The sequence below is a fragment of the Embleya sp. NPDC050154 genome (assembly GCF_044460165.1).
In the GTDB taxonomy this organism is placed as follows: Bacteria; Actinomycetota; Actinomycetes; order Streptomycetales; family Streptomycetaceae; genus Embleya.
This window is the reverse complement of sequence record NZ_JBITJP010000030.1, coordinates 85,101-111,687: the sequence shown is the minus strand read 5'-3', so window position 1 is coordinate 111,687 and position 26,587 is coordinate 85,101. Positions and strand designations below refer to the sequence as shown.

Sequence of the window (26,587 nt, the reverse complement as noted above, 5' to 3'; positions counted from 1 at the left end):
CGTTGTCGGGGCATCGCTCGAAGGACGCCGTGGCCCGTCACCAGAGCTGGACCACGTCTGTGGCGCTCAATACGGCGGCCTCGCTCCTCCCCGAGTTCACCCGCGAGCATCCGGATCGGCCACAGTGATTCCGGTACGAGGTCGTCCCAGGCGAACGGCGCCCTGGTGAGCGATGAGGGTCGCCCGACCGGCATCATGCGATGCGTCGACCCATCGCAGCATGGTGGCGAATGGCCGGAAGCGCGGCCGCCTTCATCGCTCCACGAACGAGGGAATCACAGTCTCGAGGATCAACGACGAGACAACGGACTTGCGCCTGCCCCTCGGCCCACACCCACGCGTTATCCTCAACACGCCCTACCTACGGGCACGCACGGACGGCCACGATCCGACCCGCAAGGAAGGCCATGGTCACAACTCGGGCGACGCCACCACCACCGCTCCACGCGGACAACCCGCCACGACCCGATGGACGCGCTACGCCCGCGTCGTCGCGAACCGCCGCTCCAGGTGGGCGGTCCTGACCTTGCCCGATCCACAGCGGGAGACGGGCGACGCCCGTGAAGGTGGCGCGTCGGAAAAGCCCAACCTACGCGAGCGGCTTCGACGCAGATTCCGTTCCTCGCGCAAGCACGCGTCTCGGCATGATCCAGAGCCTCCCACCGCGCCGGCGACCGCGCACAATCCGGGGGTCTCCCCCGTCCCGACAGCGGCCCGGGCGCTCGATTCTTCCGACAGCCCCCCGTTGTCAACCCATGAAGGGACGGCTCCCGTCCCTTACAACCATCAATCCCCTGGAATAACTCCGGAGAGCTCCCATCTCCAGAACATCGTGCATGCCCGCGATGTCAAGGAGCTGTCATCCGTGACCACCGAGTCCCTGAAGAATCTAGGGATTTCGGATAGCGATCCATCCGCCCAATTCAAGGGGATGGATCTCTTGACCGCAAAGGAGGCAGCGATCGCTCTTTTGCACTCCCGCATGATCACACCGAACTCTGGATATCGAAACATCGGCATCGATAAACACGGCTTGATGAGCGGCCCCGCCTTTGCCCTGACAAGGGGCCGCGTGCGCGTCAATTACAAATACTTCGGGCCCGGCCGGCGGAATACCCTGCTTAATTCGATGCAGAAGTATCACGCCAAAGGGTCGGTGCTGGGCGGCGGACAGTATGGCGCCGCGACGGTGATCTTCCACGAGGTCGAGCACACGAACACTGGCAGAGCGGAATTTCTCCACAACCCCAAAAATGAGAAAGGGAAAATCTCTCTCAGCGCGGACTCGAGGGGCTGCACAAAAGACCCCACTATCATCGAAGGCCTCGGCGGCCATGCGGGGGACAGTTACGCGGAACGTTGGGCGATGAGTGCAACCATGGTTGCCTTCTACGGCACCAAGGCCCCTTGGATAGCCCAGCAAACATGGGTACAAGGGGTGGCCATGGATGCCGGCGACTGGGGCGCGGTCGACCGCCAGGCGGCAAATTTGCGACAAAGTCTCGATTATCTCTACACCCATACGAACCCCGGGAATGGTCGACCGTTGACGCCGGGCCAGGTGGAAGTCCGCAAAAAATGTATTGCAGCTTCCCTGGGCTTCGGGAAGCCGTGGACTCCCGGGCAGCCGCTCCCCGAACTCAACCCGGTCGTGCACGGCGTCAACGTGCTACCGCAGAGGGAGCGTCCCCGCGTGGCACCGGAACTGCCGGACCGTTAGAGAGCGGCGTGTCGGCGACCTGGGCGGCCCAGATGGCGACTGAAGGGTCTCGCGCTTTTCGGACAGGGTTCTGACTGTCAATTCAAAACCCGTTCGTTCTTCAAGTCCATGAAGAAGGATTCGACCATGGGTTGTCGAAGCAGATTTCGGTACAGCCGACGGAGCAGCGCAGTCCGAGTTCACCGAGTACGCTCGCGTACTCGGCCGAAAGGTAGTCGCTCCCGACTCCGGCGGAAGGATCGCGTCGCGGCGTGCGCGCAGCGGCACGATGCCCAGGGACACGGCGGGAAAGGCCATCACCGCCAGCAGGTAGCCCAGTTGCTCGGACATCACCGCGTCATCGGCGATGCGGTGATGCAGGACTGCTTCGTCGACCAGGAGCACGAACGTCCGCGTGCCCGGCGGCCGGACGATCGAGGACCGCGCAAGGCGCGCGGTCGCGGCGTCTGGTGAGTCGTCGGGGATGCGGTCGAACCGGGCGACGGATGCCGGCAGCGCATGCGCGTGGGCATGCGTCTGCACGAACCCGGGGATCACGTCGCACCGGTACTCGCGGAAGCGCTGCGTGTTGTCGAACTCGGCGGTGTAGGACTCCTGGAGCTGCCGCATGCCGGCCTTGTGGCGCCGTTTCCATTCGACGTACAGCGAGTCGACGTCACGGGTCTGCGCCAGCAAGTCCTCGACCTGATCCTCGGCCCCGCACACTGAGCACCAGGTGCGGATGTCGGACGGCGAGGGCAGCGTCACGCCGGTCGTCAGCCTGCCGAACTTGGACGCTTCACGGGTGCGTCGCCGGTGCGGTCGCGGGCCGCGGCCAAAGCGGACCGCGGGGCGAGGCGGGCCAGGTCCTGCAGGCGGACGTCCTCGGGAGGCGCGGTCATCGGGCACCCGCGCCGGTGAGCTTCATCGTGGTCGACGTCGCCAGGCGCTGCGCGAGGTCGACCAGGTCGTGGCCGTACAGGGCCCGGACGTAGCCGGGGTCCTCGCGGGTGAAAGCGGCCATCGTCAGGATCGCCTCCAGTTTCGGGTCGTCCGGGTCGTGGGTGACGTCGTGCCGGAGCCGGTCACGTTGCGCGGTGGTCATCGCGGCCGGGTCGGGCAGGCCGTCCTCGCGCAGCGGGAACTCGTCGCGCTCCTCGCGCCCCTGGTCGTCGACGTGCGCGACGTCGGCCGGGGCCAGGGCCTGGGAGATCAACGCTGCGGCCGCCGCCGGCGGGCCCGACGGCAGCGCGTCGACGGCCTGGTCCCACTCGCGATGCCGGGCCGCGGACGCCGCCCGCGAGTCCCGCCACTGCTCCAGGGCCAGGTCCCGCAGCTCCGGCGTGGTCCACTCGCCGGCCGCGTGGTCGATTCGCGGTCGCCGGGGCGCTGGAGCCCGCCGACCACGTCGGGGGCGACACCTTCGACTACGTGATCGACCGGGACACCGTCCAGCTCTCGGTGACCGGCGCCATGGGACACGACGTCGACGCCGCGCTGCCGGCCACCCTCGTGGTGGGCGCCCTGCGCAGGGCCCGGCGCGCGGGCGCAGACCCGGGCGAACAGGCCCGCCAGGCCGATCGGGCCATGCGCGACCACGGCCACCAGGCCTACGTCACCGCCCAGTTGCTGCGCTTCGGCCTCCTCGACGGCACGGCGGAGTTCGTCAACGCCGGCCACCCTGGCCGCTGCGGATGCGGGACGGAAAGGTACGGGAGATCGTTCCGGACATCGACCCGCCGTTCGGCTTCGGTCTCCCATTTGCGGAAGTCCCCACCTACCGCGTGCGGTCGCCGGACCTGCGACCCGGCGATCGACTGGTGATGCCGACCGACGGCATGCTCGAGCGCAACGCCACGAGCCCGGACCTGTCGGACCTGATCCTCGACACCCGCGCGCCGCACCACCGCGAGGCCGCCCGCGCCCTCATCGGGGCCATCGTCGACACCGCCCACGGGCCATCTGCAGGACGACGCGACTGTCATGTGCCCGGACCGGCACGGCGTCGTCCACTCCCGACGAGACGCCGCCACCGGCGCCGACCTCACCAACACATCACGACCCTCGAGAACCGAACCACCCACCCCCGGGTGGCGACCGAGCGCGCAAGGAATCGCCCCGGACAGGCAACGGGCCCCCACCCGGACACGCTTGTGGATCGGTACTCCCCAGGGCTTCGACGTCGCGACGACACCCATGCCGGTCTTCCGGCGTCACCGACCACTGGACCCCGGACGTTCCTCGAACGTGGCGTCACCGCCTTGGGCGGGGACACGGAAAGCCGGCCCGTGGCCGCCCCACCACCATCGAGACCCGTCGGTGGGTGTCCTTCCGACCGGAAGGACACCCACCCCGCGGGTAGCGGTCCGTCCCGGTCCTCAGTCCCGATTCTCCTCGAGCTTGAGGGCGACACCGATCGCGAAGAAGGTGGGCGCCCATTCGCCCACGAACAGCCCCCACCGGTCCGCACGGTCCACGCCGTGGGGCTCGACCTTCATCGACCCCAACCAGGACAGCACCGACAACCCGATCGAGGCGAAACCCGCCAGATACGCGTGCTCGGAACGCAGACCCCTGTCATGCAGAGACTTGATCATCGAAAAGCCCTCTTCCCGAAAGAACGGTTGGCACACGGCCCCACGCCCATACCCGCCACACCACCCACCACACAACCGCAATCGACGCCCCGACCACGCACGCCGAAGCGCGCGAGGCCATCCGGCCGCCGGTCCCGACCATTCCGTCGCCCGACACACACCGCCCGGCGGCGCAGCGGTCGCTGGTCGGCACCCCCATGTCCTCCGACGCGAAAGGCTGCGCCTGGCGATCGGGGCCAGCCAGCGCCGGAACTTCGACCCGCCCAAGCCCGTCGACACCACCGCATCGACCCGGGCCCCGGCCGAACCGACCACTGCCGGGCCCTTCGCGCCCTCGGCACGGTCCCACCCCATCCGCCGCGCACGTGAACGAGGAAACCATCCCGCGGTCGAACGCGCGGGCCGGACAGGGCGAACGTGTCGCCCGGCGACCCGGGGCGGCCGCGTGACGCGGCACTCCTCCCACGGGGAAGCCGACCACACACGCCACGAGCGCAGCTCGCCCTCGTGCCGCCATCACGGCCGCCGTCGGGCGAGAGGCGCGCGCCGTACCGACCCCCGGTCGCCCGAACGGCCGCACCTCCACCCCGGCTCCACCCGGCCGGTGAACGTGTCGCCGGGAAGTTCCGGTCTGTACATGTTCTTCTGTGATCGTCCCTGTGTTCAGAGTCGGCGGGAGTGTGACACGGCAGCGTGCCTCCGAGAGGTGGTGTCGTGTAATGGGCCGCGCTCCCGTCGGCCGCGTGCGCGCGAGTGCGTCCCACCGGGAAGGTGTGGACGGACGGCAGGGTGGAAGGCATCGACGAACGGCTCCGTCCCGGGCCGATCGTGCCGCCCCTTCTCGGCGGCCCCGGCATCCGACGCGCACCCGTTCGGAGGCCCCACTCCGCCATGACCCCCACCCGAAGCACGCCGACCCGGACGGCCTGTGTGCCGTCACCGACCGCAACCTCACCCGCGTTGCCACCCTGGAACCGGGCACGCACGCGCACGCCGCGCTGCGCAACGAGATCGTCGAGGACAACCTCAACCTCGTCACCCGCGCCTGCCGGCGCTACTTCCAACGCGCAGACCCGCACGAAGTCGCCGCGATCGGCCTGATCAAGGCCGTCGACGGCTACCGCCCCGGCCACGGCGCGAGCTTCCTCGCCTACGCCATCCCCACCATCTCCGGGAACTCGAACGCTACTTCCGCGACCACACCTGGGCCGTCCACGCCCGCCGCGGCGAACAAGAGCTCTACCTACGTCTCGTTCGCGTCCGCGACGACCTCTCCACCCGCCTGGGCCGCGAACCATCACCGCCGAACTCGCCACCGACCTCGGCGAGGACAACGACCGGGTACGGCTGGGCCTGGAACTGGGCGCGGCCCTGCGATCGGACTCCCTCGACGCACCCACCACCGAGCCGGGCGGCCGGCGCGACACCGGACACGACCGACGCGGCACCCGCGACCCCGCCCTCGAACTCGTCGTCGACCGGGAGACGTTGCGCCCACTCATCGCCGAACTCGACGACCGCGACCGCCGCATCCTCATGCTCCGCTTCTGGGACGACCTCACCCAAGCCGAGATCGGCCAACGCCTGGGCATGTCCCAGATGCACGTCTCACGCCTGCTCAACCACGCCTTCACCACCCTGCGCACAGGAATACTCGCCACGACCTGAACCCCGAGCCTCGACCGCCATCAGGGTCGTCCCGCCGCCACCGCGCCGCCTCCGGTGACATCCACCCGGGAACCCGCGCGGTGGTGAACACCCCGGGAGCGCTCCGTTCGAAGGTGTCGTCGACATCGGACGTCCGGGGTCCGGGCTCGCGGGCTTTCGCGGAGGCTCTCGACCTGCGCGGGATTCCCGCCCGCTTCCTCGACCACGCCTGAACGGTCGCGGGCCAGGGCCCGCCACCGGGCCCGTGAACTCCGTGGCCGTCCACGGCCACGGAATTCGCATCGCGGGGCCCATCGAGCGGCTTCGCTCCGGCCGAATCGACGTCAGGTTTGGGCGGTTGCACCTGCACGAGGCGATGGGCGCGGCGAACATTCGCCGCACCCATCGCCTTTCGAGCGATGTCTATCGGATCAGCAGCTCAGATTGTCGCCGTAGGTCACGCCGAGGATGTCGGAGAAGTTCTTGAAGGAGGCAATACGGTTCTCGACCTGGCGCGGGTTGCCGCCATCGCATTCGAGGGCTCCGTTGATGCTGCGAATTGATTCGCCGAACCCCAGGTCCCTCACGATCGCGTCGTGTCCGGTGACCGTGCCGGGGCCGGTCTGGGTGTTCCAGTACCAAAGGGCGGTCATCCAGGCGACCGCGGGGTCCTGCTCGACCAGGTAGGGGTTGTTCAGGAGGTCCAGGCCCAACAGGTCGCCGACGGTCTTGTAGTTGAAGTTCCAGCTGAGCTGGATCGGACCGCGACCGTAGTACGCCGCCTGGCCGGCCGGGCAACCATAGGGCTGCGTGGCGTCACAGTAGAGCGGGTAGTTGGCGGTGTTCTGCTCGACGATGTACTTGAGGCCACCGCTCTCGTGGTTGATGTTGCCGAGGAAGGCCGCCGCCTCGCGCTTCTTGATCACGTCGCTGCCGGTGTTGGTGAAACCGGGATAGGCGTGCAGTGCCTCGGTCAGACCGGCGTACGTATAGAAGGGGTTGCGGTTGGGGAACATCTGCTCGAACTGGGCTTCGGAGACCACGAAGTCGTCCGACACGCAGATGTAGGGCTCCCAGAACCACGTGGCCGCGACCGGGTCGTATCCCGGGTTGGCCTGCTTGGCGCGGAAGAAGCTGCCGTCGGCCAGCTTGACCACGTCGCCGATGTAGTACGGCGTGTTGGCCGCCCACGCGGGGTGCGTGCAACTGGGCTCGGGGTTCGTCGACCCACAGCCGCCGCGGTCGGTCCAGACGGGCGAGGTGCCCGGCTTCTGGTTCTGCGTCCACCACTTCGCGGACCAGTTGTGACCGTCGTCGGACACGGTTCCGCCGCCGTTGTACGAGGCCGAGGAGCTCCACGCCGGCGCGCATTCGGTGACGCCGGCGGCGGCGTTCGACGGGATCGACACCGCCAGGGCTCCGAATAACGAGACGGCCGACAGAATTGCCAAAAGGCGTGTGCGCATTACCTGATCACTCCCTTACGCGGCGCGAGGCCGCAGCAATCCACAGGGGTATCGAGCCGTACACGGGTGTTGTGCGCCACAAGCCGCAACAACCGGGTGCCGAAGCCGATGGTCGGGCTGTGGCTGCGCTTACTAAAGGGGCCTTGGTCTAGACCGGTCAAGGCGCTGCCGGAGTTGTTTTGCAGATGCGCAGCGCGAATGCGGCTTTTCGGAAGAAACGGTTCTTCGAGGGACTCTCTCGCACCTACTGACGAAGCGGGTACTCGGATGATTTCCGGATGGTGCCAGGGCCGGGCGAGACGAGGCCGTCGGTGTGCGCCGGGTGGGGATGAACGAACGCCGAGTGCCCTCACGGGTCAGGGCGTTCGGCCGTGTCACCGCGCGGCGTTACGCTCGCCGACCATGATCGACCGTCAGACGTACACCTTCAGCCGTGCCGACGGACTTCTCGCCGCGGCAGCCTCCGGCGACCCGGCGGTGGTCGCCGACATCGCTCGTCGTGACCTCCGTTTCGCGGCCGACGGTGTCGACGCCGCCGAGGTCTGCGGCGTACTCCTGCGCGGCGGCGGGCACACCCCATTCGCCGAGGACAACCCCTGGAACGTCTCCCACGACCAGGACCTGACCGAAATGCTCGCCCGCATCTGGGCGCCCGTCGCCGCCGAACTCCCCGAGTTCGTCGGCAGGTTGTCCCGCGAGGTCATGGGCCTGGTCCTGGTCCGAGTCGAGGGTGAATACCGCCTCGGGTATATAGCCTTCAAGCCGTCGTACCGCAGCACGACCCGCGCCCCGTCCACCGTCACCGACCTGCCCTCTGTCGCGCCCGAGGGCCGACTCCACTGGTTCTGGGGCGGACCCCCGGAGGAACTCGACACCGTGGGCAGCGGCAGCACCGCGTACGTCCTGCCCCCACCGGTCCGCACACTCGCCTCCGTACACGCGTCCTTGACCGCGCCCACGGCCGAATGGGCGATGGGCACCGGCTCGCTGGACGTCTTCGTGGGCGACAGTCTGCGCGAGCAGTTCGCCCAATGGCGGGAGACCGACGAAGACGACGAGGACGACGACACCGAGTACGCCTACGGCGATGACGACTTCAGCGACTACGACAACTACCGCCTGCTCGCCTCGTACGAGCCCGGCATGCAGTGGAGCATCCTCGTCCCGCCCGGCGCCGACGGACGCTGCCTGGTCTCGACGTTCGACCACCAAGACCTGAACGTCTTTGCCACCGCACCCTTCTGGGAGTGGTTCGACGACATCGCAACGGACATCCTCTTCGGCTCGGCCTAACCCTCGGGAACGGACCGACACCGAACCCGCCGGGCGTCAGGCCCGGCGGGTTCTCCATGCCAACAGCCGGGCAGTGACATCAATTCACATCGACAGTGATCTTGCGACGGCGCCTCAAGTGACTCCCGAACGCACCGCGAAACGACTCCCACGAACAGTGACACAGCCACTCGGCTGCCCGTGCGCCTAGATGTCGCGAATACGAACAAAGATGCTCGTTCGGTGACGGCCGGTGCCGAGAGCGATCTCGATGGGCAACGGAGCCGTGAGTGGGATGACGTGGCCGCCGGTTCGCCCGCGAGCCGGGGCGTCCAGGCGCCCTCGTACTGCTTCGGCAACATGGCGAGCCTGCCGGGTGTCGAGTTGTGGAGAGGTGGTCGTCCTGTGGCCTCCGGATAGTTCGATCAGCAGCGTGCGTGGGCGTTCGGCGGTCCCGATAATGCCGATCAGTAGGGCGTCGGTGGTGTCGCGCGTCCGGTGCTTGCGCCATCGGCGCTCTCCCGGGAGATAGCGCAGGCCGGGATCCTTGATCATCAAGCCCTCCACCCCGAAGGCCGCGAGTGTGTCCTGCCAGTGCAGGGCTTCGTCGCGATCGCTGGTCGCCATGACACGCTCGAGGGGTGGTCCGGTGTCGGCCAAGACGTCGGCGAGCATTGCGACACGCTCACTGAGCGGGCGGTTTCGGACATCGCCCCATTCTGGGTAAGCGAGCAAATCGAACGTGAAAGCAGGCGGGTTCCCGGGATCTGACACTCGAACGCTCCGGAACCCGGTGGCCCTCGTGGCGGTGTGGCCTGTGCAGCGGCGGGTTGCCGGTCTCGCATCCCGCAGCGAGTGCACCGTGTGGGGCGGATCATGGGGATTCGGCCGTTGTGGGGGGCTTTCAGGCCGTGCCCGCCGGTGTCGGGTACGGGCCGGGTGGTGGTCCGGAAGGTTGGCCCTGACGCCTTCGGCGGCGCTCGGTGTGCACCGTCTCGGGCGTGCCGTGGGGTCGTGTGCGGCCGCGGCCTGCGGTCGTCGGGGGCTTCCTGCTTCCGCCGCCGGGTCGCGGTACGAAGGGGGAAACTCGATGTACTCGACCGTCCAGTCACGCCTGCCCCGTGCCCGCCGGCGGCGCCTCGCGGCAGTCGCCGCGTCCGTGCTGCTGGCGTCCGGCCTGGTGGCTTTGGCCGCGCCGACCGCGCAGGCGGTGCAGCCCGGCCACACCACCGCCTACGTCACCAACTTCGCCGGCCAGGCCGTCTCGTTCGTCGACACCGCCACCGGCGCCACCACCGCATCCGTCCCGCTCACCGGGTTCACTCAGGACGTGGAGGTCGACCCGTCGGGCACCACCGTCTACGCGGCCACCGCGGTCGCGAACACCGTCACGGTCATCGACACCGCCACCGCCACCGCCACCGCGACGGTCCCGCTGGCCGGGATCCCCGTGGCGCTGACCCTCAACCCCGCGGGCACCGCCGTGTACGTCGCCGACACCACCGCGCACGTCGTCGAGGTCGTCGACACCGCCACCAACACCGTCACCGCGAGCATCCCGGTCCCGGGCAACTACCAGGACATCGCGCTGAACCCGGCCGGGACCACCGCCTACCTCACCACGTTCGCGCCCAACACCTTGACCGTCATCGACACCGCCACGACCACGGTCACCGCGACCGTGGGGATGCCGTCCACCCCGTACGGCGTGGTCGTCGACCCAACCGGCACCGCCGCCTACGTCGCCATCGGCAGCGGCTCGGTCATCGCCAAGATCGACACCGCCACCAACACCATCGCGGCCACCGTCGCCGCGACAAGTCCCGTCAACCTGGCGCTCACCCCGGACGGCACCACGCTGTACGCGACCAGCGCCGTCGCCGGCGGCGTCCACGTCGTCGACACCGCGACCTTCACCGTCACCGCGTTCCTCGGTGGCCTCGGCAGCCCCTCCGACGTCCAGGTCAACTCCACCGGCACCACCGCCTACGTCGTCGACCAGGTCAACCCCAGCGGCTCCGCCCCCGGGAACATCCTCGCGGTCGACGTCGCCACCAACACCGTCACCACCGCCGCCACCGGCGTGACCGGCGCCCGGCACCTGTCCCTGCACACCGTCCCCGCCCCCGAGGTCACCGCCGTCAGCCCCACCAGCGGGCCGATCGCGGGGGGAACGGTCGTCACCGTCACCGGCACCGACCTGGGCGGAGCCACCGCGGTCACCTTCGGAGGCACGCCGGGCACCGGCCTGTCCTGCAGCGCGACCTCGTGCACCGTCACCTCCCCCGCGCACGCTGCGGGCACCATCGACGTGCAGGTCACCACGCCCGGCGGGACCAGCACGCTCACCGCGGCCGACCAGTACACCTACCTCGCGCCGCCGAACGCCGACCTGGCGACCACCGTGGCGGACTCCGCCGACCCCGTCGCGCTCGGCGACACCGTCACCTACACCCAGACCGTCACCAACAACGGCTCCGCCACCGCCACATCGACGACCTCCGCGCTGACGCTGTCCGGATCCGCGGCCGCCATCGTGTCCGCGAACAGCAGCCAGGGCTCGTGCACGATCAGCGCGCCGACCGTGAACTGCACACTCGGCACCGTGAACAACGCCGCCTCGGCGACCATCACCGTCGTGGTCGAGCCGCAGGCCACCGGCACGGTCACCGCCACCGGCAGCACCGCCTCCGCCGTCGCCGACGCCACCCCGGGCAACAACACCGCCGTGCAGAACACCACCGTGGGCAGCGGTCACGGCTGCACCATCACCGGCACCGCCGGCAACGACACCCTGAACGGGACCAACGGCAACGACGTCATCTGCGGCCTGGGCGGCAACGACACCATCAACGGCGGCAACAACAACGACCTGATCTACGCCGGAACGGGGAACGACACCGTCGACGGCGGCAACGGCGACGACACCCTCCACGGCGGTGACGGCGACGACATCATGGGCGGCGGCAACGGCGCCGACTACCTCTACGGCGAGAACGGCAACGACACCAACTACGGGGAAACCCTCCTCGGTTCGCTGCTGTACCTGTTCGACAACGGCGACGACCACATCTACGGCGGCCCCGGCAACGACGACCTCGACGGCCAGAACGGCAACGACACCCTCGTCGACACCTCCGGCACCGACACCATGAGCGGCAACCTCGGCAACGACACCATCAACGTCCAGGACGGCACCGGCGGCGACACCGCCAACGGCGGCCTCGGCACCGACACCTGCACCACCGACACCGGAGACACCAAAACCAGCTGCTGACCCGCAACACCCGTGAACCGGAGGCCGGGCGGGCATCAACCGCCCGGCCTCCGCAGGATGCCCTTCGCGTCCACGGGGGGACGGGGCCGGCGAGCGAACCGCGGCCCGACCCACCAAGACCCTCGACAGAGCCAGGTGAGACCACCACCGCCGACCGCGTCACGGCGCTACCACGCCAACCCGTGCCGGACATCTCGGGCCAGCTCAGCGTTGACCAGGTCGACCAGGACGGCCGCCTCGACCCGGTCGCCGCCCCAGGCGTCGGGGCGTGCGGACGGGGCTTCCCGATCGCCCCCGGGTCGGGGCATGGTGCGGTGACGATCCCGCCACCGCCAGGAGGAACGCGTGCCCCAGGAGATCGACTTCGACATCCCCGCCCCCACGGGGATCAGCCCCGACCTCGCCGCGACACGACGACGCAACCTCGCCTGGGTGCGCCGCATCGGCCTGGTCCGCGACGGCGACGCCCTGGACTGGTACACCTCCTGGGACATGCCCGGACTGGCCGCCCTGGGATACCCACACGCCCGCGGCGCCGCCCTGGACCTGTGCGCCGACACCATGGCGTTCTTCTTCGTCTTCGACGACCAGTTCGACGGACCCCTGGGCCACGACCCCGCCGCCGCGAACCGCGCGTGCCGCAGGCTGATCGACGTCGTCCGCGGCACACCCACCCCGGCGAGCCGCGAACCCGACCCGTGCACCGCCGCGTTCGCCGACATATGGCACCGCGCGCTCCACCACGCGCCGCCCGGCTGGGCCGCACGCGCGGCCCACGAATGGGAGTACTACTTCGCCACCCACCCCCACGAGGCGATCAACCGACGCCGCGGCACCCCCGGCGACATGGAGCACCACCTCCACGTCCGCCGCGGCATCGCCGGCACCATCCTGCCCCTGTCCCTGGGCGAACACGCCGCCCGCATCACCGTCCCCCCGGCCGCCCACCACAGCCCCCACCTGCGGATCATGCGCGAACTCGCCATCGACGTCACCCTCATGGCCAACGACGTCTACTCCCTCGAAAAAGAGGAAGCCCGCGGCGACATGGACAACCTCGTCCTCGTCCTCCAACACACCCACGCCCTCACCCGCGACAAAGCCCTGACCGCCGCGACCGAGGAGATAGACCACCGCTGCGCACGCTTCCGGGACCTCGCGAGCCGGGTCCCGGCCATGGCCGACGAGTTGGGGCTGACCGGCGCGCAGCGAACGGCCGTGGACACGTACGTGGACGTCATGTCCGCGTGGATGAGCGGCTACCACGCCTGGCAGACCCGAACCGCCCGCTACCGCGACGCACTGCACGTACTGCCCGACACCGGCCCCGGCCACCACGACGAGGTCCTGCGGGCCTGAGACCCCACGGGGAAACGGCACACCGAAACACGGCTCGAACAGCCCCCTGAGGACCATCGGAGGGCTGTTCGAGCATTTCGGCCGACATCCGGGCCCGACCACCGACACATGTCCGTGGCGCAACCGCCGTCACTTTCAGGCTCTGGCACGGGAAGCGTGAACGATCTTCAGACGCCTGGAGTTGAGGTGCCCTTGATCTTCCGGACAGCGACCCGCGTAGGGTTGCAGGTAACCGGAAAGAGAACGCACGTGCCGCCAAGATATACACAGCAGTTCAAGGACGAGGCCGTCCGTATGGTGTTGGACGGTCCCCGACCGATCACCCAGGTCGCACGCGAGTTGGGAATCCACGACACGACACTCGGGACCTGGGTGACGCGTTATCGCAGATCGATGGCGGGGCCGGAATCTGCGCCCCGGAACCCCGACACTTCGACGGAGCGTGAACGGCAACTGGAGCGCGCGGTTCGGAAACTCCGTGAAGAGAATGCGTTCCTCCTAAAAGCCAGCGCCTACTTCGCCCGCGACCATCGGTGAGTTCCCGCTACGAACTCGTCGACGCGGAGAAGGCGAATTTCCGTGTAGCCGAAATGTGCCGATGGCTCGACATCTCCCGATCCGGATACTACGAATGGCGAATCCATCCGGAATCCGCAACCGCACGTCGACGGGAACGCCTCAAGGCGGCGATCAAGGAGATCTTCACGGCGAATCACGAGACCTACGGATATCGACGCGTCCACGCCGTCCTGGCGCGCTCCGGCGAGACCGCGTCCCCGGAACTCGTCCGCGCGTTGATGCGTGACCTGGGGCTCGTGCCCTGTCAGCCCCGGCCGTGGCGGGTCGTCACGACCCGAGCCGACGGCGCGCATCCGCGCATCCCCGACCTGGTCCGCCGCGACTTCGCTGCGGGCCGGCCGGGCGTCAAACTCGTCGGTGACGTCACCTACATTCCGACCTGGGAGGGATTCCTCTATCTCGCCACGGTCATCGACTGCCACAGCAAGGCGGTCGTCGGCTGGGCGATGGCGGACCATTTCAAGACCTCGCTGGTCACCGCGGCACTCGACATGGCCCGCGGACGGATCGACATCGAGAAGGGCGCGATATTTCACTCGGATCGCGGCAGCAACTACACTTCTGGGGAATTCGCCCGCGTGCTGAGTCGTCACAACATTCGCCAGTCGGTCGGACGCACCGGAGTGTGCTGGGACAATTCGATGGCGGAATCCTTCTTCGGTGCCCTGAAGAACGAATGGCTGAACCGCTCCGTCTTCACGGACCACGCGAAGGCACGCCGCGAGGTTGTCAGATACATCGAAGGGTTCTATAATCGCCGACGACTCCACTCACGCCTGGAATATCGCACGCCGCTGGAAGTCCTGAACGAGCACAAGCAACTCGGGCTGGCGGCGTAAACAACAGAAGTCAACGTGTCCGGAAAACACGGGGCACCTCATATCGAGGAACTGCTCGGTGAAGCTCGCGACGGTGGATACAGTGTGAGTCACCAAGTGATGACCGGTCTCCTCACCAATGCCGATCAGCACGAGGGTGCCGAACGCGGACGCCGACGCCCTGAGCCGGCTCGCCGACCGCCCGCTGGAGGACATGCGGGGCGGACCGCGCACCCACGGCGACAGGTTCCTCCGCGAATTACCACAATTCCTGCGTCAAAGTATGTCCGGCTTGACGGTGTTGTCAGGTCTTCACTTGCGCGTCAGCAGCGTGATGTCGATGTCGAAACCGACGAACAAGCGCTCGCCGGTTCCCACAGCCAGCGCTCCGCATCGTGCCGGCAGCGGACAAACGTCGAGACACCGCCTCGTGGTCAGATCCCATGTTCGCACGGTGTGGTCATCGCTTCCGGTGACGGCGACGGATCGTCCGTCCAGGATGGCGCACGCGACCGCCCGCACACGGTCGGTGTGTCCGGTGAGAGGTTGGCCGCTTGGAGTGCCGGTGGCGAGGTCCCACACCCGCACGGTGTGGTCAAGGGATCCGGTAACGACGACGGGTTGCCCCTCCACGCTGGTGAAGGCGATCGCGCGCACGCTGCTGTTTCCCGTGAGAGGTTCGCCGCATTGGATACCGGTGGACAGGTCCCACACCCGCATGGTGTCGTCGAGGGCGCTGGTCAGGGCGACGGGTCGTCCGTCCAGGACGCCGCACGCGACCGCGCGCACCGGGGCGGTGTGTCCGATCAAGGATCGGCCGTAGGGGTGTCGACGGGACCGGCCCGACGCTTGGACTCCGAATTCGTCCAAGGTCCGGCCGTTGGGGTGTCGAAGGGACAGGTCCCGCACTTGTACGCCGAATTCGTTGTCCGCTGCGGTGACGGCAACGGGTCGTCCGCTCACGGTGGTGCACGCTATGGCGTGCACACCTCCGGCGTGTCGGCTGAGGATTCGGCCCTGAGGTGGTTGCTCGGTCGTCAAGTCCCATATCCGCACCGTCTTGTCGTTCGCGCCGGTGACGGCGACCGGTCGTCCGTCCACGACGGTGCATGCCACGGCGTTCACTTCGTCGGTGTGCCCGGTGAGGGGTCGGCCGCGGGGACGCCCGGTAGTCAGATCCCACACCCTCACGGTGTTGTCGCCGGCACCGGTCACGGCGATAGGTCTTGTGTCCACGGTGGTACATGCGATCGCGCGCACGGGGCCGCCGTGTCCGCTGAGGAGTCGGCCGGGAGGCCTTCGGGTGGCCAAGTCCCATACCCGCACGGCCTTGTCGTCTGCACCGGTAACGGCGACGGGTCGCCCGTCCACGGCGACGCATCCAACCGCACGCACCCAGCCGGTGTGTCCGGTGAGAGGGGAGCCGCGTTGGATATCGGTGGTCAGGTCCCACACGCGCACGGTGTTGTCGATGGATCCGGTGACGGCAACGGGTCGTCCGTCCACGACGGTGCACATCACCGCGAGCACTTCGTCGGTGTGCCCGGTGAGGGGCTGGCCGCGGCGGCACCCGGTGGTCAGATCCCACACCCTCACGGTGTTGTCGCCCGCGCCGGTGACTGCCATGGACTGCCCGTCCACAGTGGCACACCCGATCGCATTCACGCGGCCGGTGTGTCCGGCGAGGGGATATCCGCACTGGGTGCCGGTCGTCGGGTCCCACATTCGCACGCTGCGGTCCATGGATCCGGTGACGACAACGGGTCGCCCGTCCACGACGGTGCACACCACCGCGAGCACCGGGCCGGTGTGCCCGATGAGCTCTCCGCCGTGGGGCTGTCCGGTGGTCAGGTCCCATACCCGCACGGTGTTGTCGTCAGCGCCGGTGACGGCGACAGGTCGCCCGTCCACGACGGTACAGGCCACCGCACGCACCCAGCCGGTGTGCCCGGCGAGGGGTCGGCCGTGGGGCCGCCCGGTGGTCAGGTCCCACACCCGCACGGTGTTGTCGTCAGCGCCGGTGACGGCAACGGGTCGCCCGTCCACGACGGTACACGCCACCGCACGCACCCAACCGGTGTGCCCGATGAAGGGTTCGCCGCGTCGGGTGCCTGTCGTCAGGTCCCACATCCGCACGGTGTTGTCGTCGGCGCCGGTGACGGCAACGGGTCGCCCGTCCACGACGGTACACGCCACCGCACGCACCCAACCGGTGTGCCCGATGAGAGTGTCGTGGTGTGCGGGGTCTGCTTGCCCGTCGGTTGCCGCGTCGGCCGTCCATGCACCGGATTCGATCCTGTCGTTGAGTGCTGTCGCAAGGATCCGGGCGTTGTGCCGTGTTGCGTCCAGGGCAAGGAGTCGGCGGCGCATGGCGGGTCCGCTGTCCCGATGATCGCCGATCGAGGTGCGGTAGACGGCGCGGGCCAGCCGCGCTCCGTCCGTCCGGACCCGGGCGAACGCGGTGACGAGCGCGGCCGGATCCCCATGAACCAGGTACTCGGAGTCGACCAGAAGTTCGTCGAGTCGACCTGCGGCTTCGGCATATGCGGGGGCGTGACGCAGAACGTATGAGGGTGCATTGTCCCAGGTGCGGGTGGGGCCGTCGTGGACGGTGTGGGTGACAAGAAGGTGGTCCAGGATCTTTCCGGCGGTGGGGCCGGAATCGGCCTCGTCAACCGTCGGGTGTCGGATGAGGTGGTCGACGAGGCCCTGGTGGAAAAGGCGGTAGAGGAGCGTGCCGTCGTGGTCGGGGGTGGCACACAGGTAGAACAGGGCGTCGGGCAGCAGGGTTCGGGCGTGGTCGGGGGCGAGGTCGACGAACAGCCCCGCCAGTGGGAGGGCCACCTCGAGGGGCATGCCCTCGCCCCGGGCCAGCGCCAGCGCCGACAGGACGGCGCGAATGCCGGGGCCATCGATACGGGAGGACAGGTCCAAGTCGAGGACCGCGGGTAGCGTTGTGGGCGCCGAGCGGCCCAGCTCCCGGGCACCGTCAACGTCGCTCGGGACGGGAATTCGTCCAAGGTGGCGGGTGAAGACCTCCGCGACCAGGAACGCCCCATTCCGCCCGCTGTTTAGGGGAGGAGACAAGGCGGTCGGCGACGGCTTGGGCGAGATGTCGCCGGATCGCACGCCGGCCCGGTGGAGCGTAGGCGGGCATGTCGGTCAGGCGGGCGTTGAAGTAGTCGGCCACGTCGTCGCGGACCTCGTCCGGGTCGGCGTCATCCAAATCCACCAACCCACGCGCAGCACCGGCCAATTCGAGCAAGGCGGCGAACCTCGGCCACGGCCGTGTACCCACCAGCAATCGCACCGAAGGTGTGCCGTCGGAACGCAACACGCGTGCCACGTGAACTAGGTCTGCACACAACGCCACCGGATCGGACGCCTCATCCAGGGCGTCCACGATCACCGCCGGAACCTCGCCCACCCGCGGCAACATGTTCGTGAATGCCTTCGCGTCGACCGACACATCAGGCTCCGTCTTCAGGCCGAGTTGGTCGGCCATCGACACGAACACCTCTGTCGTGGAGCGCCCGCGGGCGTGCACGGCGGCCAGGCGGTCGTTGACCGACGGGCAGGCGTGCGAGTCCCGGGCGTCCAGGCGTTCGCGCACCTGCGGTGCCGCCGACACCAGGTCCGGATGGGCGGCGCACGCCAACGCCGCCAGCAGCGCCGACTTCCCCGCCCCGGGAATGCCCGTGACCACCCGCAGGCCACCGATCTCGACGTCGTCCAACCACGGTGCGAGCAAGTGGAGTTGGGAACGACGCCCGGTGAAGCGAGAACCCGCCTTCTCGGTGAAATGACGCATGTCCGAGGGACTCAGGAACCCCCGCAGCGCCGGGTCCATCCGAGCCACACGCACCGCGCCCGCGTCGTGGAAGGGGTTGGGAAAGAAGGGCAGATCCGGCTCTTCCGTCGCCAGGACCATCGCCGTGCTCCGCACCGTCTGAGCCATACCGGCCATGCGTTCGACGTGCCGACCGATCCTGCGAGCCACCACCGAGAACGGCACGTGCGACCGCGCCGGGTCGGTGTCCAGTCCGGTCCGGGCAATCTCCTCGAACACCTCCGCCAACGCGAGGCTGAACCGGCCGTCGTACGCGTTCTCACCGCCTCCGGAAGCGGCAAGCACCCACGCGATCGCCGGCGAGTCCGTACCGTGCACCAGGTGAGGCAACGCCGCAGCACGTCCGGACCGACACAGGTCGAACAGGAACAGCGTCGGGACCCCCAACCGTTGCGCGTCGTCGACCCATTGCGTGATGTTCGTGCCCCGGCCCACGCACGCGTCCGCCGGCACCACGTCCACCCGATACGGATTGGCCGCATCCGCGTCCCCGTGCGAGGCGACGTAGACCACCCGCGCGTTCCCCAGCGCCCCGTCCACCGCGGCCCGCAACGCGGCCGAGTCGACGTCCCGGTGCACCTCGGTCGCGTATCCCAGACGGTTCAGCGCAGCCGCGACCGACGGCACCACCTCGTCCACGAACGGCAGATCCGACCACGCCGACGCACCTACCGCGACCTCACCGCCTGTCACATCCGCCTCGAAGTGCCCGATCCCCACCACCAACGCACGCCCGACCTCCACCCACGCCCCCACTCCCGTGCCCGGACAGGACACACAGCGTGCCAGGCATCCACCGGTCACACCCGACGAACGCAGGCAAAGCCGCGGCGGACGCTGCGCCGGGCGTCGAGTGATGGCAGCGTCCGGGAAACGGCGTTCGGGCACGTCTACCGGGTTCGGCCCGATCGTGCGGGGCGAGTTCCGGGGTGGACATGCCCAGGTGCTTCCCGGCTCCATGCCTCGAGCGGTGCGCGCGGAACGATGACGATCGCGGATGTCCCGGTTTCGCCAAGGACGGATGAGCCCGAACCACGCGGGTCCCCGGATGGGCGGTCGCACTCCGCGGCCACGACCTGCGACCCCACTGCGAAATCTGCCGTTATCTGGGGTGCGATCAGGGCGTGAGGTGTGTGAGGCAAGAGGCCCATCTCCGTACACGCCTCACGGTTATCTGCGGGTTCGTCAGGCGCGTTCGGCATGCGGGGGTCACCCGCCCTCGGAATCCGACGGAATCCATCGACCGCGGATGCCGGCCGGTGCCAGGATGCCGGTATGACGATCATCATCAAGGGGGCCAACACCCTGCTGCCCGGAGGCCCGTTCCGCATCACCGTGGCCCACGAGGCACGGCCGGGCACCCCCCTGGTGGCCGCCACGGCGGTGCTGCTGGACGCGGCGGGCCGGGCCCGCGGTGAAGCCGACGTGGTCCGGGGCGATCGGCCCTCGCGCCCCTCGGGCGCGGTACGGCACCTGGGCGGGGCGGCGGAGGGCGGGCTCCTCGTCCAGCGGCTGGAGGTGGACGAGGAGGCGGTGGAGACCGCCGTACAGCGGGTGCTGATCGCCGTCCTCGCCGCGGGCGGGACGTTCGACGCGGTCACCGGGCTGTCGGTGGAGGTGGCCGGCGGCGAGGGCCCGTGGGCGGCGAGGTACGAGGTCACGGACGCCGGCGGGGATACCGCCCTGGTGCTCGGAGAGTGCTACCGCCGCAACGGGGCCTGGCGCTTCCGCGCCGTGGGCCAGGGCTACAGCGCCGGACCGGCCGCGCTCGCCGCCGACTACGGCATACCCGCGCAGGTCCTGCCGACCGCGCTGCTGCCGGGCCCCGCGATGGCCGAGGTCCACAAGGAGGCCGTCCCGCCCCCGGGCATGATCCCGGGCCTGACCATGAACAAAACCCCCGCCGCGACCCCGGGCGTGCCCGTGAGCGGGGCCCGGGTGATGTCCCTGGCGAAGGCACCGGGCCCGGCCACCGAGGTCCATGAGGGCCACGGCAAGCTGGAGCTGACCCTGGTGAACCCAGAGCCCGGTCGGTCGGCGGTCGTGGAGTTCGAGCGGACCCGCGTACCCGGACCGCACAGCTGGTTCTACATCTGGCGGCTCGACGAGCAGGGCGAAGTGGAGGAGCTGAGCATCTTCTCCTCCACCAGGGACGCGCGGGGACGGCTGCTGGCGTTCGCCAAGGGCGAGCCCGAGGTGCGGATGAGGGTCGAGGGCTCCGGCGGCTGGCAGTTGCGGGTCCGCCCGATCGACACGGTGGAGACCCTGGGCAAGCTCGCCGAGGGGCGGGGACAGGCCGTGCTGCGCTACGCCGGCCCGCCCGCCCTGATCCGGGCCACGTGCGACGGCCCCGAGAACACCGCCGGCTACGTGCACACCATCCAGCCCGACGGCACCAGCCACAGGGTCGGACAGATCGGCACCATGCTGCCGATGATCGGTCCGCTCGCCGTCGGGCCCGACGGCTGGTGCCACGTGGTCGTGAAACTGGACCACGCGGCCTCGTGGAAGCTGGAGGTGCTGCCCCTGGACGACGTCCGCGAGCTGCGAGGGAAACTGTCCGGCCACGGCTGGGAACTGCTCGAGATGACCGGCCCCGCCGCGAAGGTGCACGTCCGGGTCGACCGCGGGGCCGAGTCCGACTCGATAGTGCTGGCCACCATGGACGCGTACCTGCGCCCCGAGCGGCAGCTGTGCCGGAAGCCGGGAACCTACCTCGTCCCGCCGGGCCTGATCGGGGTCCGCACCTCCGAGAAGTGGAGCCTGAAGGTTCGCCGCTGACCGGTGCGCCCGGCCCCATCGCGTCGGTGACGCCGGCCTCCGCACGGAGCGGACGCCCACGGCTCCCCGGTGCCTGGATCCGTAGCTTCGGCCGGCACTGCGTAGGGGCATCACATACGTACCGGACGGTCCTGCGTGACCAGCGGTGGGAGCGGATGCGGAAGGCCGACCCAGCCTTACCGCCCGCTACGACAGCGCCGTGCAGGCCATGCGGGAGAACAAGAGGAATAGCGGGACGTCGTAGCACCCGAACGTCGAACCCCAGTCCAGGTGCTTCGACCGAAACACCTGGACTGGGGTTCGAACGACGTGCCTCACATACCTCACGCGGTGATCAAGGCGCTGACCTGCGCACGGGGCCGACCATCCCCAGAGAATGAACGACCGCGCCAAACCCCACCCACCGATTGAGGACAGCACCACGGACAACTCGCCCGCCGCAGTCGGGGCTAGAACGAGACACAGGCCCGACCCTTGCAAATCCGGAGCAGATCGAACGGGACCACCAAACGGTCCTTGAACCACTCAATCTGCCCCTCGCAGGTCAAAGACCGATCGCAGGATCGCTCTCACTGGGACAGGACACCACGGGCAGCGTTGGTGGGCCATGTGCATCCGTCGTTGGCCATCTGGATCCTTCAGCCGTCGGGACGGCCTCCGACTCGCAGCCCGGCGTTGTCTCCCACGCAGGCGCCGGCCCTCGGGCGGGCTCGCCGGCAGCGTGTCGGAACCGGCGGGCGGCGCCCCAGGCCCACGTTCCGGCGGTCGGCCCACCCCGAACCTCCGCTTCCGCAGGCCGGCCCTGGGTAGGAGTCGAACATCCGCGGTGGTCCGGGGGCCGGACCCGAGGCTCGGACGACCACGCCCGACCCGGAAGGCCCCACCCATGCCCACCACCCGTCACGAGGAACTGCGCACGGCCGTCACCGCCGCCCGCCGCGCACTCGCCGCACACCCGGACGCGGAGACCGCGCCCGCCCTGGCCGACCTGATCGCCGCCGCGGAACCCTTCGCCAACTTCGCTCCCGCCGTCCTCCCTCCCGTACCGCGCGCGGGCGCACCCGCACCGATCGACACCGCACCGCCGGCGAGACCGGGGCAGCGACCCCAATGACGAGAGCGTCACGATCGAGGACTCGGCAGACGGCCCATCATGCGGCCGCTTCCCGCCCGCGACGACGGATGGCCAACCGACCCCGACCAAGGTGGCCAACAGTCGATGACCGCCCCACCATTGACCAGCAGTGTTTCGAGCGCCTCTGGCCATCCATCGCTGACGGTCACAGCCGCGCAGGCTTCGCCCGTCACCGGCGCATTGGTGTCGCCGGGGCGGTCTCGTCGACGGCGGCGGCTTCCTTGCGGCGGCGTCGGTGGCGGGAGTCCGGGGCGCAGTCGACGGCGTCGCAGGCGCGTTCGAGTTGAAGCGGGAAGAGCGGCTCGGTGTCCCACGGCTCGAGCGGCGGGACCAGGAGCACGTCGGCGTCCCGCTCGGACGTCAGCCGGACCCGGCGCTCCCGGTCGCCGATCAGGCGCAGGGTGATCCGGGTGAGGGCGAAGCTGCCGCGGTGGTAACCGATGGCGTGTCCGGCGGCGTCGCGGCGGGCGGCGTCGATGTGCTGGTGGATGCGGCGGCCCTGCATGGGGCAGCTCTCGCAGCACCAGACGATGCCGATGTCGAGGTGCTCGCGGCCGGGAGCTCGGCGAGCGGGCCGCAGTCGGTGGTGGTGGTCATGCCGGCCTCAACGACGACGCACGGTGGCGTGACACGGGGGCCGGCGAGCCGAACGGCGACCGGTCCAAGGGAAGTAACCCGCGCCCCGATCGGCCCGGAAATCGGTGTAGTCGTCCGACCGGGCGCGGCCGCAGTTGCGCGGCATCTCGCGTGGCGGCGTGCCGGGGGCCCTGGAATGCGGAACGGCACCGCCCCCAAGGGGCGGCGCCGTGAATGTCAAGGGTCGGTGGGGGTGGCCGCCTCACGGCGGAAGGCACACCGTGGCTCCGGCCGAACCGGTATTCCACGGAGGCAATGGTTGGGCCCGGGGGCACACCCTCACCGACACCGGATCACAACCCGGGGCGCCGGCGGATCATTCCCGACGCCCGGTCGCGTGGTGCGCCACGGGGCTCAGCCGGCGTCGGGGCCCTTGCTCTGGGCGATGAGACCGGCCAGGAGTTCGATGATGCGGGCGTTTCCGCTGCGGACCTCGACGGCGAGCGCGTCGATCTTCTGGTCGACGTTGCCGACCTCGAGGTGGAGGGTGGTCAGCTCGCTCTTGACGATGCCGAACTCGCGACTGTTCTGGGCCTGGGCAGCCTCGACGAGTCGGGTGAGCACGGCGAGTTCGTTCCGCCCGATCGGGTCTTCGGGCATGTCGGTCGATCCTTCCGGTCGTCGGCCCCAGTATGGCGGGGTGCCGGTGCGCCGAACGGGTGCCCGCGATCGGCGCGGATCGCCAGGCGGGTCGTCCGCATCGACGACCCCGTCGACATGAACGAGGAGACCGCCCTGGCCTGGGCCGCCAAGGCCGTCCGGACCAAAGGCGGCCACCGCGTCCTCGACTGGATCCCCGGCCCCGCCACCGAGCCCGGCGCGACGGCACTGTACGGCTCCGGCATCCCGCGGTAGCCCCGCCTCGCCGTCCTGTCGGGACCGTCACCCCCGCTCACCGAATCCGGACCCCTGCTGTAGGAGGGGCGGCACAGGCCAGGGCTGCAATCGACCGAGTGCGCCCCGTCGCACGTCGCACCCGCAGGTCAACCGGTCGCGTCCACCACATCCGGGCCGTCCTCCAACCCCGCGAGGAACGCCGCCGCACCTGCGGCCTCTGCGGCGCCGATCCGCCGGTAGACAGCCACCGCCGCCCGCAGGTCCGCCAGCCCACCGCCGCGGTCCTCGGTGGCCGCCAGCGCGCGGCCCGCGCCCTCCAGCGCCCGCGCCTCGTCCACCGGACTCCCCGCTGCCCGGGCCGGCCGGCGAGCCTCCCGAAACACCGCCAACGCCTCCCCGGGACCGGCCGACAGTGCCGGCAACGCACCGGTGCTGTTCAACACCTCGGCCTCTCCTTGCGGATTGCCGACCTCTCGCACCAGCACCAACGAGCGCTGCAGCAGGTGAGCGGCGGTCACGTAGTCCCCGGTCACCGTTCGCATCCGCCCCAGGTCCTGAAGGGCTTCGGCCTGCCCGAGGCGGTTGCCGAGGTCGGTGTACAGGGCGTGGGCGCGGTGCAGCGCCTCGGCCGCCCCCGGAAAGTCCCCGATCACCGTTCGCACCCGCCCCAGTCCCCACAAGGTGTTGGCTTGGCCGAGGCGGTTACCGAGGTCGGTGTGCAGGTCCAGGGAGCGCGCGAAGAGGTCGGCGGCGGCCGGGTAGTCCCCGGTGACCTGCCGCACCCGGCCTATCTCGTGGAGGGCGTTGGCCTGCCCGAGGCGGTTGCCGAGTTCGGTGTACAGGTCCAAGGAGCGCTGCAACTGGTCGACGGCGGCCGGGTAGTCCCCAGTGGCCAACTCAACCCGGCCCAGCTCGGAGAGGGCATTGGCCTGCCCGACGCGGATGCCGAGGTCGGTGTACAGGTCCAAGGAGCGCGCGAAGAGGTCGACGGCAGCCCGGAAGTCGCCGGTGGCCATCTCAACGCGGCCCCTGCTCTGGAGAACGTCGGCCCGCCCGACGCGGTCGCCGAGGTCGGTGTACAGGTCCAAGGCCTGCTGCAACTGGTCGCCGGCGGCCGGGTAGTCCCCGGTGACCTGCCGCACCCGGCCTATCTCGTGACGTGCATTGGCTTGGCCGAGGCGGTTGCCGAGTTCGGTGTACAGGTCCAGGGAGCGCTGCAACTGGTCGGCGGCGGCTGGGTAGTCCCCGGTGACCTGCCGCACCGGCTCATCTCGTGGAGGGCGTGGGCCTGGCCGAGGCGGTCGCCAAGGTCGGTGTACAGGTCCAAGGAGCGCTGCAGCTGATCGGTGGCGGCCGGGAAGTCCCCGGTGTACAGCCGCACCCTGCCCATCTCGTGGAGGGCATCGGCCTGCCCAAGGCGGTCGCCGAGGTCGGTGCACAGCTCCAGGGAGCGCGCGAAGAGGTCGGCGGCGACCGGGAAATCCCCGGTGTACAGCCGCACCCGGCCCGTCCGGCCCCGGAAACTCGGGCCTCGCCCGTCAGGGCCCGGGCGTGAACGACGAGTAGTCCTTCACTATGTCGCCGGCTTCGAAATGTCGCCGGCTTCGAACCCGGATGCGAAAACGCGTGTCCGGGCCGGTCCGGGGATCGGCCTGTGCGGACCCACTCTGAACGTGGCGGCGTCGACGTCGTCCACGCGGGCATAGACCTGCTGGATCATTCACAGGGCCACAAGGTCGCGGGCGCGCGACGTCGGTGTCGACGAGTGCGGCGACGGTGATTCCGGCGGAACGCGCCGCGGGCAGCAGGGTGTCCCCGCCGTGGTCGCCGTTGCCGACGAGCAGTGTGCGCACATCAGTGTGGTGGGTCGTGGCGGGTCAGGGTGATGCCGAGTCCGGTGGCGGCGGCTCGGACGTGTGTTGCGAATCGTTCGGGTCGGAACCTGCCGGTGGGTCCGGCCACACTGATCGCGGCGAGTGCTTCGTGGTCGGGGCCCAATACCGGTGCGGCGACGCACATGAGTCCGACGGTCGACTCCTCCCGTTCGAACGCGACGCCCGTCTCGACGGTCTGGCGCAGCTGGCGTCGCAGGATGCCGGGCGCCACCACGGTTCGCGGGGTGCGCCGTTCGAGCGGCCCGGCCAGTACCTCGTTGCGCAACTCGTCGTCGGCGTGTGCGAGGAGCGCCTTGCCGATGGCGGTGCAGTGCATCGGCATGCGCCCGCCGGCGCGCGAGGGTGACCTGGCCTGGTCGTGGCCGCCGATCTTGGCGACGTAGACGACATCGTGCCCTTCGCGCACTCCGAGGTGGACCGTCTCGTGGGTGCGTTCGTACAGGTCCTGGAGGAAGGGCGTCGCCACCTCCAGCAGGCTGCGTTCCGGCGCCGCGAGCATCCCGAGCTCGAAGAGGCCGCCGCTGGGGCGATAGCCACCCTCCACCCGGTCGAGGAGACGGTTGTCGACGAGGGCTCCCGTCAGCCGGTGAACGGTCGCCTTGTGCAGGCCCGTGCGCCGTACGAGTTCCGCGAGGGCGACGGCCCGGTCGTCGGGCCGGAAGGCGCGCAGGATGGTGACCGCCTTGCCGAGAACCGTGTCGAGACCGGCCGCGTCCGTCATCGGCCCAGCGTATCGCTG

22 protein-coding genes and 2 pseudogenes are annotated in these 26,587 nt (G+C 69.6%); 11 read left to right on the top strand and 13 right to left on the bottom strand.

The features are described from left to right. Window positions 1–865: 865 nt before the first annotated feature. On the top strand, window positions 866–1,720 hold the full coding sequence (locus tag ACIBSV_RS42235; RefSeq protein ID WP_395872796.1) for a hypothetical protein: 855 nt from the start codon (window positions 866–868) through the stop codon (window positions 1,718–1,720). On the opposite strand, the gene ACIBSV_RS42230 is transcribed toward ACIBSV_RS42235, so the two are convergent. Both ACIBSV_RS42230 and ACIBSV_RS42225 read right to left on the bottom strand, forming a co-directional pair. Then, window positions 1,670–2,467: a Scr1 family TA system antitoxin-like transcriptional regulator gene (locus ACIBSV_RS42230; RefSeq protein ID WP_395872795.1), complete on the bottom strand. Its 798-nt coding sequence runs from the start codon at window positions 2,465–2,467 to the stop codon at window positions 1,670–1,672. The genes ACIBSV_RS42235 and ACIBSV_RS42230 overlap by 51 nt on opposite strands. Before the next feature lie 130 nt (window positions 2,468–2,597). Continuing rightward, window positions 2,598–2,915: a hypothetical protein gene (locus tag ACIBSV_RS42225; protein ID WP_395872794.1), complete on the bottom strand. Its 318-nt coding sequence runs from the start codon at window positions 2,913–2,915 to the stop codon at window positions 2,598–2,600. A gap of 152 nt (window positions 2,916–3,067) precedes the next feature. Here ACIBSV_RS42225 and ACIBSV_RS42220 point away from each other — a divergent pair. After that, a pseudogene (locus ACIBSV_RS42220) lies at window positions 3,068–3,790 on the top strand (PP2C family protein-serine/threonine phosphatase); the annotation flags it as partial. A gap of 287 nt (window positions 3,791–4,077) precedes the next feature. Here ACIBSV_RS42220 and ACIBSV_RS42215 read toward each other — a convergent pair. Then, a complete protein-coding gene (locus ACIBSV_RS42215) occupies window positions 4,078–4,296 on the bottom strand; it encodes a hypothetical protein (RefSeq protein ID WP_395872793.1) in 219 nt (72 codons plus the stop codon). Window positions 4,297–5,015: 719 nt separating this feature from the next. Between ACIBSV_RS42215 and ACIBSV_RS42210 the strand changes: the two are divergent. Together ACIBSV_RS42210 and ACIBSV_RS42205 are read left to right on the top strand one after the other, a co-directional pair. After that, a pseudogene (locus ACIBSV_RS42210) lies at window positions 5,016–5,456 on the top strand (sigma factor); the annotation flags it as partial. A 43-nt stretch (window positions 5,457–5,499) separates the two neighbouring features. Next, a complete protein-coding gene (locus ACIBSV_RS42205; RefSeq protein ID WP_395872832.1) occupies window positions 5,500–5,964 on the top strand; it encodes a sigma-70 family RNA polymerase sigma factor in 465 nt (154 codons plus the stop codon). A gap of 410 nt (window positions 5,965–6,374) precedes the next feature. Here ACIBSV_RS42205 and ACIBSV_RS42200 read toward each other — a convergent pair whose 3' ends face one another. Continuing rightward, window positions 6,375–7,409 carry a glycoside hydrolase family 19 protein gene (locus ACIBSV_RS42200; protein WP_395872792.1) on the bottom strand — a complete coding sequence of 345 codons (1,035 nt, stop codon included), beginning with the start codon at window positions 7,407–7,409 and terminating at the stop codon, window positions 6,375–6,377. A 402-nt stretch (window positions 7,410–7,811) separates the two neighbouring features. On the opposite strand from ACIBSV_RS42200, the gene ACIBSV_RS42195 reads away from it, so the two are divergent. Further along, window positions 7,812–8,702, top strand: coding sequence for a hypothetical protein (locus ACIBSV_RS42195; protein WP_395872791.1), 891 nt, complete (start codon window positions 7,812–7,814; stop codon window positions 8,700–8,702). Window positions 8,703–8,888: 186 nt separating this feature from the next. Here ACIBSV_RS42195 and ACIBSV_RS42190 read toward each other — a convergent pair whose 3' ends face one another. After that, window positions 8,889–9,455 carry a hypothetical protein gene (locus tag ACIBSV_RS42190; RefSeq protein ID WP_395872790.1) on the bottom strand — a complete coding sequence of 189 codons (567 nt, stop codon included), beginning with the start codon at window positions 9,453–9,455 and terminating at the stop codon, window positions 8,889–8,891. Between the two features lie 316 nt (window positions 9,456–9,771). On the opposite strand from ACIBSV_RS42190, the gene ACIBSV_RS42185 reads away from it, so the two are divergent. After that, window positions 9,772–11,958 carry an IPT/TIG domain-containing protein gene (locus tag ACIBSV_RS42185; protein WP_395872789.1) on the top strand — a complete coding sequence of 729 codons (2,187 nt, stop codon included), beginning with the start codon at window positions 9,772–9,774 and terminating at the stop codon, window positions 11,956–11,958. Between the two features lie 167 nt (window positions 11,959–12,125). On the opposite strand, the gene ACIBSV_RS42180 is transcribed toward ACIBSV_RS42185, so the two are convergent. After that, a complete protein-coding gene (locus ACIBSV_RS42180) occupies window positions 12,126–12,266 on the bottom strand; it encodes a hypothetical protein (protein ID WP_395872788.1) in 141 nt (46 codons plus the stop codon). Between the two features lie 37 nt (window positions 12,267–12,303). On the opposite strand from ACIBSV_RS42180, the gene ACIBSV_RS42175 reads away from it, so the two are divergent. Both ACIBSV_RS42175 and ACIBSV_RS42170 read left to right on the top strand, forming a co-directional pair. Beyond that, window positions 12,304–13,317, top strand: a complete 1,014-nt coding sequence (locus ACIBSV_RS42175; RefSeq protein ID WP_395872787.1) for a terpene cyclase — start codon at window positions 12,304–12,306, stop codon at window positions 13,315–13,317. 294 nt (window positions 13,318–13,611) lie between these two features. After that, window positions 13,612–14,735, top strand: a protein-coding gene (locus tag ACIBSV_RS42170; RefSeq protein ID WP_395872831.1) for an IS3 family transposase whose coding sequence is annotated in 2 segments (ribosomal slippage) — window positions 13,612–13,816 and window positions 13,816–14,735 — 1,125 coding nt in all. Because the reading frame shifts where the segments join, the coding sequence is not laid out codon by codon here. Between the two features lie 291 nt (window positions 14,736–15,026). Here ACIBSV_RS42170 and ACIBSV_RS42165 read toward each other — a convergent pair. Both ACIBSV_RS42165 and ACIBSV_RS42160 read right to left on the bottom strand, forming a co-directional pair. Continuing rightward, window positions 15,027–17,084 (bottom strand): WD40 repeat domain-containing protein, encoded by a 2,058-nt coding sequence (locus ACIBSV_RS42165; protein WP_395872830.1) that lies wholly within the window; start codon window positions 17,082–17,084, stop codon window positions 15,027–15,029. Between the two features lie 619 nt (window positions 17,085–17,703). Next, window positions 17,704–19,308, bottom strand: a complete 1,605-nt coding sequence (locus ACIBSV_RS42160) for a caspase family protein (protein WP_395872786.1) — start codon at window positions 19,306–19,308, stop codon at window positions 17,704–17,706. A gap of 531 nt (window positions 19,309–19,839) precedes the next feature. Between ACIBSV_RS42160 and ACIBSV_RS42155 the strand changes: the two genes are divergently transcribed. Beyond that, entirely contained in the window at window positions 19,840–21,345 is a 1,506-nt protein-coding gene (locus tag ACIBSV_RS42155; protein WP_395872785.1) for a TerD family protein, read from the top strand. A gap of 886 nt (window positions 21,346–22,231) precedes the next feature. Further along, window positions 22,232–22,459 carry a hypothetical protein gene (locus tag ACIBSV_RS42150; RefSeq protein ID WP_395872784.1) on the top strand — a complete coding sequence of 76 codons (228 nt, stop codon included), beginning with the start codon at window positions 22,232–22,234 and terminating at the stop codon, window positions 22,457–22,459. Between the two features lie 190 nt (window positions 22,460–22,649). On the opposite strand, the gene ACIBSV_RS42145 is transcribed toward ACIBSV_RS42150, so the two are convergent. Both ACIBSV_RS42145 and ACIBSV_RS42140 read right to left on the bottom strand, forming a co-directional pair. Further along, window positions 22,650–22,985, bottom strand: coding sequence for a hypothetical protein (locus ACIBSV_RS42145; protein ID WP_395872783.1), 336 nt, complete (start codon window positions 22,983–22,985; stop codon window positions 22,650–22,652). Between the two features lie 485 nt (window positions 22,986–23,470). Then, window positions 23,471–23,716 carry a hypothetical protein gene (locus tag ACIBSV_RS42140; RefSeq protein WP_395872782.1) on the bottom strand — a complete coding sequence of 82 codons (246 nt, stop codon included), beginning with the start codon at window positions 23,714–23,716 and terminating at the stop codon, window positions 23,471–23,473. Between the two features lie 117 nt (window positions 23,717–23,833). Here ACIBSV_RS42140 and ACIBSV_RS42135 point away from each other — a divergent pair, with 117 nt between their 5' ends. Continuing rightward, window positions 23,834–23,971 (top strand): hypothetical protein, encoded by a 138-nt coding sequence (locus ACIBSV_RS42135; protein ID WP_395872781.1) that lies wholly within the window; start codon window positions 23,834–23,836, stop codon window positions 23,969–23,971. A 128-nt stretch (window positions 23,972–24,099) separates the two neighbouring features. Here ACIBSV_RS42135 and ACIBSV_RS42130 read toward each other — a convergent pair whose 3' ends face one another. The 3 genes from ACIBSV_RS42130 to ACIBSV_RS42120 form a co-directional block, all read right to left on the bottom strand. Next, window positions 24,100–25,215: a tetratricopeptide repeat protein gene (locus ACIBSV_RS42130; protein WP_395872780.1), complete on the bottom strand. Its 1,116-nt coding sequence runs from the start codon at window positions 25,213–25,215 to the stop codon at window positions 24,100–24,102. Next, window positions 25,101–25,454 carry a tetratricopeptide repeat protein gene (locus tag ACIBSV_RS42125; protein ID WP_395872779.1) on the bottom strand — a complete coding sequence of 118 codons (354 nt, stop codon included), beginning with the start codon at window positions 25,452–25,454 and terminating at the stop codon, window positions 25,101–25,103. Before ACIBSV_RS42125 ends, ACIBSV_RS42130 begins: the two co-directional genes overlap by 115 nt. Window positions 25,455–25,807: 353 nt before the next feature. Further along, window positions 25,808–26,569, bottom strand: coding sequence for an IclR family transcriptional regulator (locus ACIBSV_RS42120; RefSeq protein ID WP_395872778.1), 762 nt, complete (start codon window positions 26,567–26,569; stop codon window positions 25,808–25,810). Window positions 26,570–26,587: the final 18 nt, after the last annotated feature.

Coding starts and splice junctions, on each gene's coding strand:
- ACIBSV_RS42215 (WP_395872793.1), bottom strand. CDS start 4,296: ATGATCAAGTCTCTGCATGACAGGGGTCTGCGTTCCGAGCACGCGTAT.
- ACIBSV_RS42200 (WP_395872792.1), bottom strand. CDS start 7,409: ATGCGCACACGCCTTTTGGCAATTCTGTCGGCCGTCTCGTTATTCGGA.
- ACIBSV_RS42195 (WP_395872791.1), top strand. CDS start 7,812: ATGATCGACCGTCAGACGTACACCTTCAGCCGTGCCGACGGACTTCTC.
- ACIBSV_RS42185 (WP_395872789.1), top strand. CDS start 9,772: ATGTACTCGACCGTCCAGTCACGCCTGCCCCGTGCCCGCCGGCGGCGC.
- ACIBSV_RS42180 (WP_395872788.1), bottom strand. CDS start 12,266: ATGCCCCGACCCGGGGGCGATCGGGAAGCCCCGTCCGCACGCCCCGAC.
- ACIBSV_RS42165 (WP_395872830.1), bottom strand. CDS start 17,084: ATGCGCCGCCGACTCCTTGCCCTGGACGCAACACGGCACAACGCCCGG.
- ACIBSV_RS42155 (WP_395872785.1), top strand. CDS start 19,840: ATGACGATCATCATCAAGGGGGCCAACACCCTGCTGCCCGGAGGCCCG.
- ACIBSV_RS42150 (WP_395872784.1), top strand. CDS start 22,232: ATGCCCACCACCCGTCACGAGGAACTGCGCACGGCCGTCACCGCCGCC.
- ACIBSV_RS42145 (WP_395872783.1), bottom strand. CDS start 22,985: ATGCAGGGCCGCCGCATCCACCAGCACATCGACGCCGCCCGCCGCGAC.
- ACIBSV_RS42140 (WP_395872782.1), bottom strand. CDS start 23,716: ATGCCCGAAGACCCGATCGGGCGGAACGAACTCGCCGTGCTCACCCGA.
- ACIBSV_RS42135 (WP_395872781.1), top strand. CDS start 23,834: ATGAACGAGGAGACCGCCCTGGCCTGGGCCGCCAAGGCCGTCCGGACC.
- ACIBSV_RS42120 (WP_395872778.1), bottom strand. CDS start 26,569: ATGACGGACGCGGCCGGTCTCGACACGGTTCTCGGCAAGGCGGTCACC.